The organism is Pantoea sp. SIMBA_079 (assembly GCF_046940275.1).
GTDB lineage: Bacteria > Pseudomonadota > Gammaproteobacteria > Enterobacterales > Enterobacteriaceae > Pantoea > Pantoea borealis.
Genome location: NZ_JAWRYR010000004.1, coordinates 259,898 through 276,385, shown reverse-complemented (window position 1 = coordinate 276,385; position 16,488 = coordinate 259,898). Strand labels below are relative to the sequence as shown.

Here is a 16,488-nt window from a genome sequence, read left to right as displayed (position 1 = left end):
TCTCAGGCGGCTTGCAGCTTACTGACGTACTCCCTCTACAGAGATAATCAGCTCAGCCTTCTGTGAAGCAGGGCCAAGATCCTTGCTGATATTAAACTCTTTCAGGACCACTTCACCGCTGGCTTCAAAACCTGCCCGGTAACCACCCCAGGGATCTTTCCCTTCACCCATCAGGCGCGCATCCAGCGTAACCGGTTTTGTTACGCCGTTCAGCGTCAGATCGCCGGTGACTTTATAACGCTCGCCCTCTTTTTTAATCTCAGTAGAAGTAAATGTCGCCTGAGGATATTTACTGCTGTTAAGGAAGTCCGCGCTGCGCAGGTGCTTGTCGCGCTCGGCATGGTTGGTATCCAGACTTCCGGTATCGATCGTGACAGTCACTTTATCGGCAGACGGATTAGCCTCATCAAACGTGAATCCGCCGTCGAAATCTTTGAATGTGCCATATAACCAGCTGTAACCGAGGTGCTGAATGCGAAACTGTACAAACGCATGCTGCCCCTCTTTATCAATTTTATACTCTGCGGCGCTGGCGTGGAGGCTGGTGGCAAACAGCGCGGCGGCACTGACGGCCAGAAATGTTTTCCTGATCATGAGACATCCTTTTGAGAGAGTAAACGTGAGCGTAAACCGAGCATGCGCCTGAGCGTCGCGTCCCGATCGATAATATGATGCTTAACCGCACCCAGGGCATGCAGCGCTGAAAGCAGAACCAGGCTCCAGGCCAGCCATAAATGCAGCGTGCCGGCCAGGTCTGCCTGCTGTGGCCCGCCAGCAGCGAGGACAGGCAGGCTAAACCAGCCAAACACAGAGACGGGTTTGCCGTCAGCAGTAGAAATCAGATAGCCGCTAACAAGCAGCAGAAGCAACAGCAGATAAAGCAGGGCATGCGCCCCACGGGCGGTACGGCGTACCGCGACAGAATAGCTGGTAAGTGGGGCCGGTACAGGGGAATGCCAGCGCCAGAGCAGGCGCACCAGCAGCAGGATGAACAGTATTATTCCGACGCTTTTATGAATGTCCGGCGCAGTATGGTACCAGCTGTCATAATAGCCCAGCCCTGTCATCCATAATCCCAGGGCAAACATCGCGTAGAGGGCGACCGCCATACTCCAGTGAATAATAATAGAGAGCAGACCGAAGCGATCTGCCGTATTGCGCCACATAACTTTTATTCCTGTCCATGAAATAAGTGCTGCAAGCATCCTTAATTTGTTAACTAAAAGCAATATGCCTTACTTTTCTATAAAAAAAGCAGGACGCTATCAAAATATTAAAATAGCAGAGCGCTACTGCTTCAGTAATATTGACTGAAAGTTATCAGCGTCCAGGGAATAAATATCATTGCTACACGTGATGAGTCATTAATGCGCATCAGGCGTAAACAAATGTAAAGGGAGGGCTGGCAGTGACGCTGCCAGCCTGAACATTATGAAAAGCGACGCAGAGAAAAGGGCGTAAGATCAAAGCTAAAGGGTTTATCCTGAGCAAATTCGCTGGCGAGTTCTCCCAGAACGCTGGCAAATTTAAAGCCATGACCGCTGAGGCCGGTAATGATTAAGCGATCAGGGTCATCCGGCAGGGTATCGATGATAAAATCTTCATCGGGAGTGTTGTCATAACTGCACGCTTCGCCGTGTAAACAGACGCCAACGCCAGGCAAAAACTGCCGCAGAAAACCAAATGCTTCGCTGCCATCTGAGGCAATAGCCCCAAAAGGTTTGCGATCCTGCGGGCGCTGCATGACCTGACCTCCATCGTGTCGTCCCACTTTAAGCGCGTTATTATCCGCCGGGAATCCGTAAAACTGACTGCCATCCGGCATCTCAACGGCAAAGCCAGGAAACTGATTGTTTTCACTGTAGCGGCCGTCAGCCTGATGCCAGGCAAACACTTTGCGTACTGGTGTAACCGGCAGATCGGCTATCAGCTCGCTGACCCAGGTACCGGCGCTGACCAGCAGCTTGCGCGCGCGATAAATCCCATCAAGCGTGGTGACCTGCTGCAGTTCACCGTCGCGGCCGATATCGCTGACCGGACAATTGAACAGCTGGGCACAGCCAGCCTGTTCAGCCAGTTTTATCCAGCTGCGCACCGCTTCTTCACATTTCAGATAGCCCGACGCCGGCTCAAAGACCCCGATATAGTCATCCGGCACGGTAAACTGTGGCCAGCGCTGTCGTACCTCATCTGCCTGCAGCAGCTGAACATCCAGCTGCCAGGTTTTTGCGCTGTGAATAACATTCTGAATAAAGGGTGAGTTAACGGGTGCGAGGTTGAGGATACCGCTGCGATGCATGATACGCTCGCCGCTCTGCTGTTCCAGCGCATCCCACAGCGACTGGGCCCGCAATATCAGCGGCACATAACGCTCTCCTTCACCATAGGCATGGCGAATCAGTCGGGTCTCTCCGTGGTGTGTTCCCTGCTGATGAGGGGGATGAGCGCTGTCGATCATTAGCACTGATAAGCCAGCCTGCGTAGCGTAGAAACCCGCAGCGGCCCCGACTGAACCACTGCCCACGATAATCAGATCGTAAACCATGACACGAACACTCCTGCAAAACGGCGAAATTTTTCAACAGCATACCAAAAGCGGGAGCGATATGAAAAAGGCACCCGACGGGTGCCTTTTTCGCGCAACAGGATAATCAGTGCTTGCGACTATCGCGCAGGTTTTGCTCAGTAGATTCTATTTTAGCGATGCCAGCTTCCAGTATAGAAATAAACTGTCTGGCAACGTCAGTGGTTAACCAGTAGGTCAAACCGACGTCAGCTTCTTCTTCTTTTTGATCCTGCGAGGAGAGCGAGTGCAGGCGTATCATCATGGCGTCATAGCTGTCTACGGTGCTGATGTCCCATCCAATCAGGGGATGAGTCTGGATGACGTCTTTATTACTGTCCATTATAACCTCCTTATTACTCGTTAAACGAAGTGCTTCTTGAGGTTCAATGCGGCTGCTACATGCACTAGCGAGCTAATTATAACATGAAATAGCGGTCAGACAGGCGAACAGTATGGAAATGCAGCTATATAACTGCGAAAAGCACCAGAAAATGCTGTAAAAGCGCCGTCAGACGGCGGGTTTACTTATTATGACTGATGCAGCCGGTCCGGCACGTTATCTGTTTTATCGGCAAAAATGGCCGAAACTTTAGCGTAACATGCCGGACGCTGTCCTGTTATATCAGGGCTGTGCTTCAGCAGAAAGCGGAACTGTGCGCTGCCGGAGTGTTTCCGCCATGCGGAAGAATTGCTGCTGCAGCGACGCATCGTGTTGCTGGTTTTGCGCTTCAAGCGTCAGGTTCTGTGCAAGTTGCTGGACAGCGGACGCGTCAAGCGAGAGCGTCAGGCTGGTAAAGGCACTTTCAAGTACGGTTAAACGGCGCTGCTGCTCGCCAATGAGCGCCAGCAGTTCGCCAAAGGTCATCGCCTCTTCGGGTTTATCTGTGATCATCTGTCAAACACCTCCTGTAAGCATGGCGAGGCAAGAATAGGGGATCGGTAAACCTGAGTCTAGATGGCGGCTGTTTTTCTGGCGAGGGAAAATGAAACAAAAAAAGCCGGGGCGAAACCCGGCAAAAACGGCACATTGGCGGTTAATCGTGCGTAAACCAGTCGTCGGCGCTTTCCCAGGTTTCCTGTAAAATATCGGTAATGCGATCGCGCGAGGTTTTACAGCCGCCGGTTACGCTCAGCTGGTTACCGGTGGCATAACGCACATTAACGTGATGTTCGCCCTCCGGGAAATCCTGCGCAATACGACGTGAAAGCTCTGCGCCAAGCGCATCCAGGGCACCTGCAGGCAGCGGGCGATTTTTCGCTACGGTAATATCGATACGCATAGACGCCTCCGGTTTAATATACTGGTTATTTGTACAGTATAGTCATGCCGAAGGCAAGCAGTAATCGCTTATTCTTTGATGCGCCAGTTAAGCGTTTCACCCGCGAGGAAGGGCACCAGCGTATCGTCGCCTGCGGTGACGCTTTCAGCAACCTGCCAGGGCTCGCGGACCAGCGTCAGCGTTTCCTCGTTAAGCGGCAGTCCATAAAAATTCGGACCATTTTCTGAGCAGAACGCTTCAAAGTGGTGCAGTGCGTTGAGCTCTTCAAACACGGTAAGGTAAGCGGGCAGAGAGGTCGGCGCATTGAAGACGCCTGCACAGCCGCAGCTTGCTTCTTTGGCATGCCGCAGATGGGGCGCAGTATCCGTGCCGAGAAAAACGCGCGGATGGCCGCTGGCTACCAGCTGACGCAGCGCCTGCTGGTGCGTATTGCGCTTCAGAACAGGCAGGCAGTAGAGGTGAGGCCGGATCCCGCCCACCAGCATATGGTTACGGTTGAACATCAGATGCTGCGGGGTAATGGTGGCTGCCAGCAGCGCGTTACCGTCAGCCACATAGTCAGCCGCCTCTTTTGTGGTGATGTGCTCCATGACCACTTTCAGGCCGGGAAACTGCTGGCGCAGCGGATGCAGCACGGTTTCAATAAAGCGCGCTTCGCGATCAAAAATATCAATGTGGGAATCAGTGACTTCGCCATGCACCAGCATCGGCATGCCTATCTCCTGCATGCGTTCCAGCACGCTGGCAATCGCTGCGGTATTCGTTACGCCGTGGCTTGAGTTAGTGGTGGCATGCGCCGGATAGAGCTTAGCAGCCGTAAATACGCCGGCGCGAAAACCCGCTTCAATTTCATCCGGATCGAGTGAATCGGTCAGATAGCAGGTCATCAGTGGCGTAAAGTTGTGCGCGGCGGGCAGGGCGGCAAGAATGCGCGCGCGATATGCGCTGGCCGCCGCCACGCTGGTAACCGGCGGCACCAGATTAGGCATGACAATTGCCCGGCCATTTACAGCGCTGGTATAGGGCAGAACGCTTTCAAGCATCACGCCGTCGCGCAGGTGAATATGCCAGTCATCAGGGCGGCGAATAGTGATGTGCTGTGGTTGAGAGGTCATGGTCAGGCTCCGGCTTAAGTGAAAACAGAATGGCGCATTCAGGCCGGGGCGATATCTTAAGCGGGCAGGCAACCGTTTGCACGGCTTTTTATCGCCGGAGAGCGGTGATGCAGGCGGCCAGGCAAACGCTGGCCGCATGGGATTACATCAGTCGGTAAAAGGGATCACCAGCTGGCCCGGTTTGACTTCCAGTCCTTTCGCCAGCTTTTTCGCCAGCGCTTCGCCTTTACTGCGGTCCGCGCTCAGCAGATAGGCCGGACGCTCGTTGAAATAGTGCTGCAGAGACTGATTAAGGTAGGGCGTCAGTGTTTTTACAATCGACGCCATTTTTTCCGGCACCACCTGTGCATCAACAATCGAGAGGTTGTGCAGGTAGATAGCACCTTCCTGTGCGTTATAAACCGGCTGCGCCTTCATTTTCAGCAGCATCTCAGCCTGCTGCGGACCAAACAGTGAGGTCACATCAATTTTCGCTTTACCGGAAAGGGTTATGCGATCAGGTTCTTCACGCCCGATTTCGCTGCTGAGATCGCTAAGCACGATATGCGCATTGATAAGGCCGGAGACGCCAATCTCTTTTTCAAAATTGTTGCGCTTTTGCAGCGCCTGATTCACTTCCTGTTCCGTGATGGTGTATTGCGTCAGCTGATTACAGCCGCTGAGCAGCAGCATGCCAAGCAGCGCCGCGATTCCACAGAATTTCTTTTTCATTGGATCCTCATTCCGGTGTGGCAAACAGCGCTAAGCCTGCCTGAATCGGCGCGAGGTGTCATCAGATAAGATGAGAAACCCGGGGCCGGGTTTCTCTCTGTTTAGCATTCAGGCGGCAATAGAAGAGAGCAGATTGACCTGCGTCTGTTTCGCCATGTTATCGCGGTAATCGGTGACACGGCTTGGCCAGTCGATGCCTGATACCAGCGTCAGCGAGCGCAGCAGCGGGAACAGGTGAATATCATCCTCTGAGAGCTCACCGTTAACGGCGTTAGGCTTCACGATCAGCCGATCCAGCTGGCGCAGATCGTCACTGATCTTTTTGATCAGGCCGGGGGCATGCTTGCGCAGCTCGGTGAAATCACCAAGGCTTGCCTCTTTTTTGTCGTGAAAATAGCGTCGCGCCTCCGGAGTGGCAAATTCGGCAAACGCGGCGTCGGCGATACGGGGAATTAAAAGCTTGTTGATATAGCTGTTGACGTGGCGCAGCCAGTCAGAGATGGCCGGATTAGTTTTGCCGGTCAGCAGCGGTTCGCCATCCTGCCTGTCTACCCAGTGCACAATCTCCATACTCTCCGGCATGGCGCTGCCGTCTGCTTTTTGTAATACCGGTGCCATTTTCTGGCCAATCAGTTTTACCGGCGTCGCTTCGTCATCATTCAGCATAACCACCAGTTCTATCGGCAGATTCTTTAAGCCGAAAATCATGCGCGCTTTTACGCAGAAGGGGCAGTGATCGTAGATGTAAAGTTTCATCCCGTTTCTCCTGTGGTTTTCCGGGTGAGGTATTCACCCTTTTTCCGATCCTGCCGGAAGTATGGAAGAGAACCGTGGAAGGGGCAAACCACGCGCTTATTCAGCAACGTTGTGTCGCAGCCTGCGGGGCGGTTATAGTGAAGAAAATGTCAGCGGCATTCCGCGCTCTTTCGCTAAGGATTTCAGGAGATTTGATGTTTGGCTATCGCTCTGCAGGCCCGCGCGTGCGGCTTACAACCGATCGTCTGGTGGTGCGTCTGGTGCATGAACGTGACGCCTGGCGGCTGGCAGACTATTACGCGGAAAACCGCGCGTTTCTCAAGCCGTGGGAGCCGGTGCGCGATGACAGCCACTGCTACCCCTCCGGCTGGCAGGCGCGACTGGGCCTGATTGGCGATCTGCATAAGCAGGGCTCCGCTTTCTATTTTGTGCTGATGGATCCCGATGAACATGAGATCCGCGGCGTGGCAAATTTCAGCAATGTTCTGCGTGGCTCCTTTCACGCCTGCTATCTCGGCTATTCGCTGGGCGAAAAGTGGCAGGGGCAGGGCATGATGTTTGAAGCGCTGCAGTCGGCAATCCGCTATATGCAGCGACAGCAACGGATGCACCGCATTATGGCTAACTATATGCCCCACAATCAGCGCAGCGGTGACCTGCTGGCGCGTCTCGGTTTTGAGCAGGAAGGCTATGCAAAAAACTATCTGCTCATTGATGGCCGCTGGCAGGATCACGTACTGACCGCGCTGACGTGGCATGCGTGGACGCCGGATAAGCGCACACCCTTTTAAAAGGAAACGGACTTATGAAAATTGCGCTCTCTTCCCAGGCGCTGCGCGTGCTGGGTGCGCTGCTGGAAAAGCAGATCACTACGCCTGAATATTATCCGCTATCGCTGAACGGCGTGGTGGCCGCCTGTAATCAGAAATCAAATCGTGAGCCGGTTATGACGCTCAGCGAAGAGGAGGTGCAGACACAGCTGGATGAGCTGGTTAAAAAGCATCTGGTTACCGCCAGCAGCGGTGCCAGCCAGCGGGTCAGCAAATATGCGCAGCGCTTCTGTAACTCTGCGTTTGGCCATCTGCAACTCAGCGCCGCCGAAGTCGCCGTAATGACGCTGCTGCTGCTGCGCGGAGCGCAAACGCCAGGCGAGCTGCGCACCCGCAGCGGCAGGCTGTATGAATTCAGCGATGTCAATGAAGTTGAGCAGACGCTGGAGAGGCTGCTGAGCCGGACGGACGGGCCTGTAGTCGCGAAAATGGCGCGAGAGCCGGGCCGTCGCGAAAGCCGTTACCGGCATCTGCTTGCCGCAGAGGAGGCGACGTTCTCTCCGGCACCTGCCGCCGGCGAAGCGGAACTCAGCGATCGCGTTGCCGTGCTGGAGCAGCAGGTGGCCGAACTACAAATACAGCTGACTCAGCTGCTGGCACAGGAGCCTTAAGATGACGCTGCGAATTGGTATTGCCGGGTTAGGCGGGATTGCGCAGAAAGCCTGGCTGCCGGTGCTCTCACAGGCAGATAACTGGCAGCTGGCGGGCGCGTTTTCACCCAACCAGGTTAAGGCGCAGGCGCTATGCGCCCGCTATCGCATTCCCTGTTTTGACCGGCTTGACGCGCTGGCCGCGGCCTGCGACGCCGTGTTTGTCCACAGCAGCACCGCCTCGCACTTTGACGTGGTGCAGGCGCTGCTGCTGGCGGGTAAAGATGTCTGCGTGGATAAACCGCTGGCAGAGACGCTGCAGCAGGCGGAAGCGCTGGTTGCACTGGCAGAAAAACGCCAGCGCAAACTCATGGTGGCATTTAACCGGCGCTTTGCCCCGCGTTATCAGCAGCTGAAGCAGGAAATGCCGCGCGCCGCTTCGCTGCGGATCGAAAAGCATCGTATGGATAGCGTCGGGCCGCAGGGAGTGCGCTTTACGCTGCTGGATGATTACCTGCACGTGGTGGATACCGCCCTGTGGCTGGCCGGGGGCAAACTGCAGCCGGGTGAGGGCCATATCCGCACCACCGATGAGGGGGCTCTGCTCTACGCAGAGCACCATTTCAGCGCCGGTGCGCTGCAGATTTCTACCAGTATGCACCGGCGCGCCGGCACGCAGCGTGAGGTGGTCACCGCGGTCTGTGACGGAGATTACTACCAGATTGAGGAGATGCGCGACTGGCAGCAGGAGAACAGCCGCGGGCTGCTGCGCGAGGTGCCGCCTGCGTGGCAGAGTCATCTGACCCAGCGCGGTTTTACCGGTGCGGCGCATCACTTTATCCGCTGTGTGGAAAATCAGACTATGCCTGAAACCAGCGGCGAGCAGGCGCTGGTGGCGCAGCGTATCACGGAAAAACTGATCCGCGAGGTGGAGCGGGAATAACGCCTTGTAACACTCCGTGCTGGTCATTTGCCGCGACCTCAGTAGACTAACGCCGGGCATCGCGGATGCCCGTGCTGTGTGACGCTTTTTCCCGACTTTTCAGGACGCACCCTTCATTATGAATTTGTTAAAATCGCTGGCTGCGGTCAGTTCGATGACCCTGTTTTCCCGCGTGCTGGGCTTTGCCCGCGATGCCATTGTGGCGCGCGTATTTGGCGCCGGGATGGCGACGGATGCGTTTTTTGTGGCGTTTAAACTGCCGAATCTGCTGCGCCGTATTTTTGCCGAAGGCGCGTTCTCGCAGGCGTTTGTCCCGATTCTGGCTGAGTACAAAGCGAAGCAGGGCGAAGAGGCCACCCGGGTTTTTGTGGCGTATGTGTCAGGTTTACTGACGCTGGCGCTGGCTGTGGTCACGGTGCTGGGCATGTTTGCCGCGCCCTGGGTGATTATGCTTACGGCCCCCGGCTTTGCGGATACCGCCGATAAATTTGCACTCACCAGCGCGCTGCTGCGGGTGACGTTCCCCTATATTATGCTGATCTCGCTGGCGTCGCTGGCGGGCGCGATCCTCAACACCTGGAATCGCTTTTCGGTTCCGGCGTTTGCGCCCACGCTGCTGAATATCAGCATGCTCGGCTTTGCGCTGTTTGCCGCGCCGCACTTTAATCCGCCGATTATGGCGCTGGCGTGGGCGGTAGTCGTGGGCGGCGTGCTGCAGCTTGGTTATCAGCTGCCGCATCTGAAAAAGATTGGCATGCTGGTGCTGCCGCGCATCAATCTGCGCGATGCCGGCGTCTGGCGCGTGATGCGCCAGATGGGTCCGGCGATCCTCGGCGTATCGGTGAGCCAGATCTCACTCATCATCAATACCATTTTCGCCTCCTTTCTGGTGTCAGGTTCCGTCTCGTGGATGTACTACGCTGACCGCCTGATGGAGTTTCCCTCCGGCGTGCTGGGCGTGGCGCTGGGGACCATTCTGCTGCCGTCGCTGGCGAAGAGTTTCTCCAGCGGTAATCAGGCCGAGTATTCGCGGCTGATGGACTGGGGATTGCGCCTCTGTTTTCTGCTGGCGCTGCCCTGCGCGGTGGCGCTGGGCATTCTGGCCGGACCGCTGACGATTGCGCTGTTTCAGTACGGAAAATTCACTGCTTTTGATGCGGCAATGACGCAGCGCGCGCTGATCGCCTATTCCGTGGGGCTGATGGGGCTGATTGTGGTCAAGGTGCTGGCGCCAGGTTTCTACTCGCGGCAGGATATTAAAACGCCGGTGAAGATAGCCATAGTCACGCTGATTATGACGCAGCTGATGAATCTGGCGTTTATCGGTCCGCTGAAGCATGCGGGCCTGTCGCTCTCAATTGGGCTGGCAGCCTGCCTGAACGCCGCACTGCTCTACTGGCAGCTGCGCAAACAGGATATTTTCCAGCCGCAGCCGGGCTGGATGGGCTTTTTGTTACGCCTGTTTATCGCGGTTGCGGTCATGGCCGCCGCGCTGCTGGGCATGCTGCAGGTGATGCCTGCCTGGGAAGAGGGCGAGATGGGCTGGCGGCTGGTGCGCCTGGCAGCGGTCTGTGCCGTGGGCGGGGGAGCCTACTTTGTGGTGCTGGGCGCACTGGGATTCCGGCCGCGCGATTTTGCCCGCCGCACCGTTGCCTGAGTGCACATTGCCAGGGCAGCCCGGCTGCCCTGGCCGCTGCGTCAGCCTTTGCTGCGCAGCGTGGCCTGGCCCAGTCCGCGTCCGTCCGGGCCATAAAATGCCTGGGTCTGATGCGGCTTCAGCACCTGCAGCGCATCGCGGGTAAACGCGACCTGATGCTGCAATAACAGTCCGTTATGCTGATTGGCGTCGCGCAGCTGCTGCGTGACGCGCGCAATACTGGCCCAGCGCCGGGCGATATCCTGCTGACCGCGATAGGGCGCCTCTGTACCGAGCGCTTTCTCCGTGCTGTGACGCATTTCATCCAGATAATGTAAGGTTGTCAGCAGCGCGGCTTTATCTTCAGTAATACGCTGCAGCAGGTTGCCGTTAACCTGACCGGCTGCGAGCTGCTGCTGCTCTTCCTCAATGATCTGAGTCAGTGAAGCCAGTACGTCCTGCATTTTATCCAGGTTGGTCAGCAGATTATCCATCGGGATCAGTTGCCTTCTAAATATTTCCGGGTATCAGCGATTAATGCATCCGCAATTTTGCCGGTATCCATTTTCAGATCGCCATTGCGGATGGCGGTTTTTAACTGCTCAACGCGAGCGGTATTGATATCGTGGCTGCCTGACTCCTTCAGCTGCGCCTTAAGCGAGCTCAGGCTGACTTCGGCACTCTTTTCGCTGGCGGCAGGGGCGGCCGGCGCAGGGTTCTGACGCACTTTGCCTGCGTTGTCACTGGCGTCACGGGGCTGTACCGTGCTGACCGGTTTCAGCGGTTGGGTTTTGTCGATGCTCATGGCTTGGCTCCTGTAAGTACAGTGGGATGCGCCCACTGAATCGGCATAGGGTTATATTTTAGCTGTTATCTCTATCGGCTGAACACCTCTGTTCTTTAGCGCTTTAGAGTGATATCAGAATATTCCCATCCTCGCCGACGCGACCGCTTACCACCTGACCATTTCCCATGCGTACCCGAACCGTCTGTGCCACGCCGGCGTTGCTCAGCGCCCGGCCTTCGCTGCTGGCATTAAAGCCGTCGCCGCTCGCCGTGACCATCACCGACTGACCGGTTTTAACCCGCCATGGCTGGCGCAGCATTGAGGCCGTAACCGGCTGACCGGGCGGGATATCCCGCAGGGCAATTGCCTCGGCCAGAGGCGTGCCGTCAACCAGCGCGCGGGCCGGCAGCGTATCGAGCCGGCCCGTTTCCGTTCTGAAATCCGCCGCGCTGACAACGGTGCCGCGCGTGAGCTGGTGATTCGCCACCAGATAGTCACCCGTCACCTGTACCTGCACCTGCAGATAGCGACGATTCTGTCCGCAGCTGGCGGCAATGCTCAGATTGCCCCACTGGCGGCTGTTGCCGGGCAGCTGCAGCTGCGGCGTCTCGCAGTCGGGCCACTGCGCGGGCGGTGTACGAACAATCACCACCATGCCAGCGGCGTGCTGCGGATCGCGCGCTTTAAAATAGGATGTCAGCTGCGCATTCAGATCGGCTGCATAGCCTGGCAGCGCCAGCAGCAGTACCGACAGAATCAACCCATGTGTTGCTCTGCGCATAACGCCTCCTGACTGAAAGTTGCTGATGAGTCTACCCGCTGCAAAAAAAAATCAAGGCTAAAAATAGCTGTGATTTTTGCTGTTATTCAGACGATCGCCCTTGCAATCCTCCGATTAAGCTGTCAGCTCAAAATTTTCATTCGCGGAGGAAGCATGCTCGACAAACTCGATGCCGCACTGCGATTCGGTACCGAAGCGTTAAACCTGCGTGCACAGCGTCAGGAGATTCTGGCGTCAAATATTGCCAATGCGGATACCCCCGGGTATCAGGCGCGCGATATCGACTTTGCCAGCCAGCTGAACAAAGTGATGCAGAACGGACGCGCGCAGGGCAGCGGTCTGGCGCTGAATGTGACCTCATCGCGCCATATTGAAGCACAAACGCAGGCGCAGCCCGCGATGGATCTGCTGTATCGCATTCCCGACCAGCCTGCTGCAGATGGCAACACGGTTGATATGGATCGTGAGCGTACGCAGTTCGCAGATAACAGCCTGAAGTATCAAACCGATCTCACCCTCATCAGCAGCCAGATTAAAGGCATGATGAGCGTACTGCAGGGGCAATAAGCATGGCATTGCTGAATATTTTTGATATCGCCGGCTCGGCGATGACGGCGCAGTCGCAGCGGCTTAACGTCAGCGCCAGTAACCTGGCCAACGCCGACAGCGTAACCGGACCGGATGGACAGCCCTACGTGGCAAAGCAGGTGATTTTCCAGACCAATGCCGCCCAGGGCGCGGCTACCGGCGGCGTTAAAGTGGCCGGCGTGGTCAACGACCCAACGCCTGCAAAACTGGTTTATGACCCGGGCAATCCGATGGCCGATCAGAAAGGCTACGTCAAAATGCCCAATGTGGATGTGGTCGCTGAAACGGTCAACACCATGTCTGCGTCGCGCAGCTATCAGGCCAACGTCGAAGTCCTGAACACAGTGAAGTCGATGATGATGAAAACGCTCACCATCGGGCAGTAACGGAGAGACACGATGAGCTTAACCGTAGGCATTAAAGACAATCTCGACCCGACGATCCTGAGCTCCGGCTCGGCCGGCACCGGTAACAGCGCGCAGGAGCTGCAGAATCAGTTTCTGAACATGCTGGTGACGCAGATGCAGAATCAGGACCCTACTAATCCGATGGATAACAGCCAGCTCACCACGCAGCTGGCGCAGATCAACACCCTGAGCGGTATTGAGAAGCTGAACACCACGCTGGGATCGATTTCCGGCCAGATCAGCACCAGCCAGTCGCTGCAGAGCTCCACGCTGATCGGGCATGGCGTGATGGTCAAAGGCGATCAGGTTCTGGTTGGCAAAGGCACCACGACGCCGTTTGGCGTGGAGCTGGGCACGGCGTCAACCGGCACCAGCGTGACGGTTAAAGATGCCAACGGCAACGTGGTACGCAACATCGATCTGGGCGGCCTGACCGCAGGGGTACACACCTTCTCCTGGGACGGCAAACTGGATGACGGCAGCGTCGCGCCGGATGGCAAATATTCTGTAGCACTCGCCGCCAGCAATGGCAGCACACAGCTGGTGGCACAACCGCTGAACTACGCCTATGTCAATGGCGTCAGCACCGTGAACAACACCGCGAAACTGGATCTCGGCACCATGGGCTCCGCGACCCTCGATGAAATTCGTCAGATTCTCTGACTAACCCCTTAGCAGGAGAGATTACATGTCTTTTTCACAAGCGGTGAGCGGCCTGGGTGCTGCTTCCAGCAACCTTGATGTCATTGGTAACAACATCGCCAACTCCGCCACGGCGGGCTTTAAGTCAAGCACCATCGCGTTTGCCGATATGTTCGCGGGCTCTAACGTGGGTATGGGTACCAAAGTGGCGGCGGTGATCCAGAACTTCAACGACGGCACCACCACCTCAACCAGCCGCGGGCTGGATGTGGCGCTGAGCGGTAACGGCTTCTTCCGTATGACCGACGCCAGCGGCGGCGTGTTCTATTCACGCAACGGCCAGTTTACGCTGGATGAAAACCGTAACCTGGTGAACACCCAGGGGATGAAGGTCACCGGTTACCCGGCAAACGGCACTCCGCCGACCATTCAGAACGGTGCGAACCCGATTGCGCTGAGCATTCCTACCACGCAGATGTCAGCGCGCGCCACTACCGCGGCGACCCTGGTGTCAAACCTGAACTCAACCGATGCGGTCCCGACCGTCACGCCGTTCGATACCAGCAAAGTGGACAGCTATAACGCCAAAAGCACCGTGACTGTGTATGACTCGCAGGGTAACGATCACGCGCTGGATCTCTACTACGCCAAGAGCGCGGATAATACCTGGGCAGTACACGCGATTGACTCCACCACCGGTAAGGCCGCCGGTAACTTCACCATGACGTTTGACACCAGCGGCAAGCTGACCTCTGCGAATACCGTCGCTCTGACCATTGACGGCTCCAACGGCGCGGCAGCAAACCAGCCGATTGCGCTGAGCGTACTGGGCAGCCTGCAGCAGAACACCGGCGCGACCAACTTTGGTAACCCGACGCAGGATGGCTATTCGCCTGGCGATCTCACCGGCTACACCATTAACGATGACGGCACCATCAGCGGGACTTACTCCAACCGTAAAACCCAGCTGCTGGGTCAGATCGTGCTGGCGAGCTTCTCTAACCCGGAAGGGCTGAAGTCGGAAGGGGATAACGTCTGGTCAGCCTCAAGCTCATCCGGGCAGGCGGCTATCGGCCTTGCCGGTACCGGTACTTACGGCAATCTGACCTCAGGCGCGCTGGAAGCCTCCAACGTTGATCTGAGTAAAGAGCTGGTGAATATGATCGTGGCACAGCGTAACTATCAGGCGAACAGCCAGACCATTAAAACCCAGGATCAGATCCTCAACACTCTGGTTAACCTTCGCTAATACGCTAACGGGATTGCTTTATGGATCACGCAATATATACCGCAATGGGCGCGGCCAGTCAGACGATGGAGCAGCAGTCTGTTACCGCCAGCAACCTCGCGAATGCTTCAACACCGGGCTTCCGGGCGCAGCTGAACGCGCTGCGCGCGGTGCCGGTCAGCGGCTGGTCTCTGCCAACGCGTACGCTGGTTGCCGCCTCAACGCCGGGTGCCGATATGACACAGGGGTCGCTCGACTATACCGAGCGTCCGCTGGATGTGGCGGTCCAGCAGGATGGCTGGCTGGCAGTTCGCACCGCCGACGGCAGTGAAGCCTATACCCGTAACGGGAATATGCAGATCAGCCCGACCGGTCAGCTGACCATTCAGGGCAATCCCGTCATGGGCGACGGCGGACCGATCGCGGTGCCGCAGGGGGCACAACTTACCATCGCGGCAGATGGCTCGATCACCGCGCTCAATGCGGGTGACGCGCCCAACGCCACGGTTCAGCTGGGCCGCCTGAAGCTGGTGCGCGCTACCGGGCAGGAGCTGACGCGCGGTGACGACGGCATGTTTCGTCCCAGCGCGGCGACGCAGGCGCAGCGCGGTGCTGCGCTGGCTAACGACGCCACGGTACAGGTGATGCCGGGCGTGCTGGAAGGCAGCAACGTTAAGCCGGTTGAAACCATGGTCGATATGATCGCCAACGCCCGACGTTTCGAGATGCAGATGAAAGTGATCTCAAACGTTGATGAAAACGAACAGCGCGCTAACCAGCTGCTCAATATGAACAGCTAAAGCGTAAGGAAAACAGAATGATTCGTTCTTTATGGATCGCGAAAACCGGTCTTGACGCACAGCAAACCAATATGGACGTGATTGCCAACAACCTGGCAAACGTCAGCACCAACGGCTTTAAACGTTCGCGCGCGGTCTTCGAAGATCTGATGTATCAGACGCTGCGTCAGCCTGGCGCGCAATCGTCTGAGCAGACTACGCTGCCGTCTGGTCTGCAGATCGGTACCGGTGTCCGCCCGGTCACTACCGAGCGTCTGCATAACCAGGGCAACCTGTCGCAGACCAGCAACTCCAAAGATGTGGCGGTCAACGGACAGGGTTACTTCCAGGTGCAGATGCCGGATGGCACCTCGGCCTATACGCGCGATGGCTCTTTCCAGGTGGACCAGAATGGTCAGCTGGTGACCAACGCCGGCTTCCCGGTACAGCCGGGTATCACCATCCCGGCAAACGCCACCAGCATCACGATTGCCCGCGACGGTGTGGTCACGGTGACGCAGCAGGGGCAGGCGCAGCCAGCGCAGGTGGGCCAGCTAACGCTGAGCACCTTTATGAACGATGCCGGTCTCGACAGCGTGGGCGAGAACCTCTATCAGGAGACGCAGGCTTCCGGTGCGCCCACTGAGAGCACGCCCGGTCAGAACGGCGCCGGTCTGCTCTATCAGGGATATGTGGAAACCTCCAACGTCAACGTGGCGGAAGAGCTGGTGACCATGATCCAGACGCAGCGCGCGTATGAAATTAACAGCAAAGCGATCAGTACGTCCGATCAGATGCTGCAGAAACTTACCCAGCTTTAACGCCGGGATCGCCGGGCCACTCCGCTGG

22 protein-coding genes are annotated in these 16,488 nt (G+C 56.9%); 10 read left to right on the top strand and 12 right to left on the bottom strand.

From position 1 onward, the window contains the following. Nucleotides 1-18: 18 nt before the first annotated feature. The 9 genes from SB719_RS08755 to grxB form a co-directional block, all read right to left on the bottom strand. On the bottom strand, nt 19-594 hold the full coding sequence (locus SB719_RS08755; RefSeq protein ID WP_292972124.1) for a YceI family protein: 576 nt from the start codon (nt 592-594) through the stop codon (nt 19-21). Continuing rightward, nucleotides 591-1,166 (bottom strand): cytochrome b, encoded by a 576-nt coding sequence (locus SB719_RS08750; protein WP_065649622.1) that lies wholly within the window; start codon nt 1,164-1,166, stop codon nt 591-593. Before SB719_RS08750 ends, SB719_RS08755 begins: the two co-directional genes overlap by 4 nt. Nucleotides 1,167-1,429: 263 nt before the next feature. Then, nucleotides 1,430-2,545: an N-methyl-L-tryptophan oxidase gene (gene solA / locus SB719_RS08745; protein WP_314688372.1), complete on the bottom strand. Its 1,116-nt coding sequence runs from the start codon at nt 2,543-2,545 to the stop codon at nt 1,430-1,432. A 106-nt stretch (nt 2,546-2,651) separates the two neighbouring features. Further along, entirely contained in the window at nt 2,652-2,906 is a 255-nt protein-coding gene (gene bssS, locus SB719_RS08740; protein WP_039383762.1) for a biofilm formation regulator BssS, read from the bottom strand. A gap of 282 nt (nt 2,907-3,188) precedes the next feature. After that, a complete protein-coding gene (locus tag SB719_RS08735) occupies nt 3,189-3,458 on the bottom strand; it encodes a hypothetical protein (protein ID WP_065649620.1) in 270 nt (89 codons plus the stop codon). Nucleotides 3,459-3,600: 142 nt separating this feature from the next. Beyond that, on the bottom strand, nt 3,601-3,846 hold the full coding sequence (gene dinI / locus SB719_RS08730) for a DNA damage-inducible protein I (RefSeq protein ID WP_065649619.1): 246 nt from the start codon (nt 3,844-3,846) through the stop codon (nt 3,601-3,603). Between the two features lie 68 nt (nt 3,847-3,914). After that, entirely contained in the window at nt 3,915-4,961 is a 1,047-nt protein-coding gene (gene pyrC, locus SB719_RS08725; protein ID WP_065649618.1) for a dihydroorotase, read from the bottom strand. Nucleotides 4,962-5,108: 147 nt separating this feature from the next. Further along, nucleotides 5,109-5,672: a lipoprotein gene (locus tag SB719_RS08720; RefSeq protein ID WP_304232446.1), complete on the bottom strand. Its 564-nt coding sequence runs from the start codon at nt 5,670-5,672 to the stop codon at nt 5,109-5,111. Nucleotides 5,673-5,780: 108 nt separating this feature from the next. Beyond that, on the bottom strand, nt 5,781-6,428 hold the full coding sequence (gene grxB / locus SB719_RS08715) for a glutaredoxin 2 (RefSeq protein ID WP_292972107.1): 648 nt from the start codon (nt 6,426-6,428) through the stop codon (nt 5,781-5,783). A 194-nt stretch (nt 6,429-6,622) separates the two neighbouring features. Here grxB and rimJ point away from each other — a divergent pair, with 194 nt between their 5' ends. The 4 genes from rimJ to murJ all read left to right on the top strand — a co-directional run bounded on the left by rimJ (nt 6,623) and on the right by murJ (nt 10,448). Beyond that, entirely contained in the window at nt 6,623-7,219 is a 597-nt protein-coding gene (gene rimJ / locus SB719_RS08710) for a ribosomal protein S5-alanine N-acetyltransferase (protein ID WP_065649615.1), read from the top strand. Between the two features lie 14 nt (nt 7,220-7,233). After that, nucleotides 7,234-7,869 carry a DUF480 domain-containing protein gene (locus SB719_RS08705; RefSeq protein ID WP_304232453.1) on the top strand — a complete coding sequence of 212 codons (636 nt, stop codon included), beginning with the start codon at nt 7,234-7,236 and terminating at the stop codon, nt 7,867-7,869. A 1-nt stretch (nt 7,870) separates the two neighbouring features. Then, nucleotides 7,871-8,791, top strand: a complete 921-nt coding sequence (locus tag SB719_RS08700) for a Gfo/Idh/MocA family protein (protein ID WP_065649613.1) — start codon at nt 7,871-7,873, stop codon at nt 8,789-8,791. 118 nt (nt 8,792-8,909) lie between these two features. After that, nucleotides 8,910-10,448 carry a murein biosynthesis integral membrane protein MurJ gene (murJ, locus tag SB719_RS08695; protein ID WP_293004634.1) on the top strand — a complete coding sequence of 513 codons (1,539 nt, stop codon included), beginning with the start codon at nt 8,910-8,912 and terminating at the stop codon, nt 10,446-10,448. Nucleotides 10,449-10,489: 41 nt separating this feature from the next. Here the strand turns inward: murJ and flgN are convergent, their stop codons facing one another. The 3 genes from flgN to flgA all read right to left on the bottom strand — a co-directional run bounded on the left by flgN (nt 10,490) and on the right by flgA (nt 11,995). Further along, nucleotides 10,490-10,921 (bottom strand): flagellar export chaperone FlgN, encoded by a 432-nt coding sequence (gene flgN / locus SB719_RS08690; protein ID WP_304232458.1) that lies wholly within the window; start codon nt 10,919-10,921, stop codon nt 10,490-10,492. Between the two features lie 5 nt (nt 10,922-10,926). Further along, a complete protein-coding gene (gene flgM, locus SB719_RS08685) occupies nt 10,927-11,232 on the bottom strand; it encodes a flagellar biosynthesis anti-sigma factor FlgM (RefSeq protein ID WP_065649610.1) in 306 nt (101 codons plus the stop codon). 103 nt (nt 11,233-11,335) lie between these two features. Beyond that, nucleotides 11,336-11,995 (bottom strand): flagellar basal body P-ring formation chaperone FlgA, encoded by a 660-nt coding sequence (flgA, locus tag SB719_RS08680; protein WP_065649609.1) that lies wholly within the window; start codon nt 11,993-11,995, stop codon nt 11,336-11,338. Between the two features lie 153 nt (nt 11,996-12,148). Here flgA and flgB point away from each other — a divergent pair, with 153 nt between their 5' ends. Genes flgB through flgG form a run of 6 tightly spaced genes read left to right on the top strand, consistent with a single transcriptional unit; the run spans nt 12,149 to nt 16,460 of the window. Then, the gene (gene flgB, locus SB719_RS08675; RefSeq protein WP_039383791.1) at nt 12,149-12,562 is read left to right on the top strand and encodes a flagellar basal body rod protein FlgB; all 414 of its coding nucleotides are present in this window, start codon (nt 12,149-12,151) and stop codon (nt 12,560-12,562) included. Between the two features lie 2 nt (nt 12,563-12,564). Further along, complete coding sequence (flgC, locus tag SB719_RS08670) at nt 12,565-12,969, top strand: flagellar basal body rod protein FlgC (protein WP_039383794.1); 405 nt, start codon at nt 12,565-12,567, stop codon at nt 12,967-12,969. Between the two features lie 12 nt (nt 12,970-12,981). Further along, nucleotides 12,982-13,653 (top strand): flagellar hook assembly protein FlgD, encoded by a 672-nt coding sequence (gene flgD, locus SB719_RS08665; protein WP_065649608.1) that lies wholly within the window; start codon nt 12,982-12,984, stop codon nt 13,651-13,653. A 25-nt stretch (nt 13,654-13,678) separates the two neighbouring features. Next, on the top strand, nt 13,679-14,881 hold the full coding sequence (gene flgE, locus SB719_RS08660; RefSeq protein WP_304232463.1) for a flagellar hook protein FlgE: 1,203 nt from the start codon (nt 13,679-13,681) through the stop codon (nt 14,879-14,881). A 20-nt stretch (nt 14,882-14,901) separates the two neighbouring features. Next, nucleotides 14,902-15,660: a flagellar basal body rod protein FlgF gene (locus tag SB719_RS08655; protein ID WP_065649606.1), complete on the top strand. Its 759-nt coding sequence runs from the start codon at nt 14,902-14,904 to the stop codon at nt 15,658-15,660. A 17-nt stretch (nt 15,661-15,677) separates the two neighbouring features. Beyond that, the gene (gene flgG, locus SB719_RS08650) at nt 15,678-16,460 is read left to right on the top strand and encodes a flagellar basal-body rod protein FlgG (protein WP_039383803.1); all 783 of its coding nucleotides are present in this window, start codon (nt 15,678-15,680) and stop codon (nt 16,458-16,460) included. The last annotated feature ends 28 nt before the right edge of the window (nt 16,461-16,488 follow it).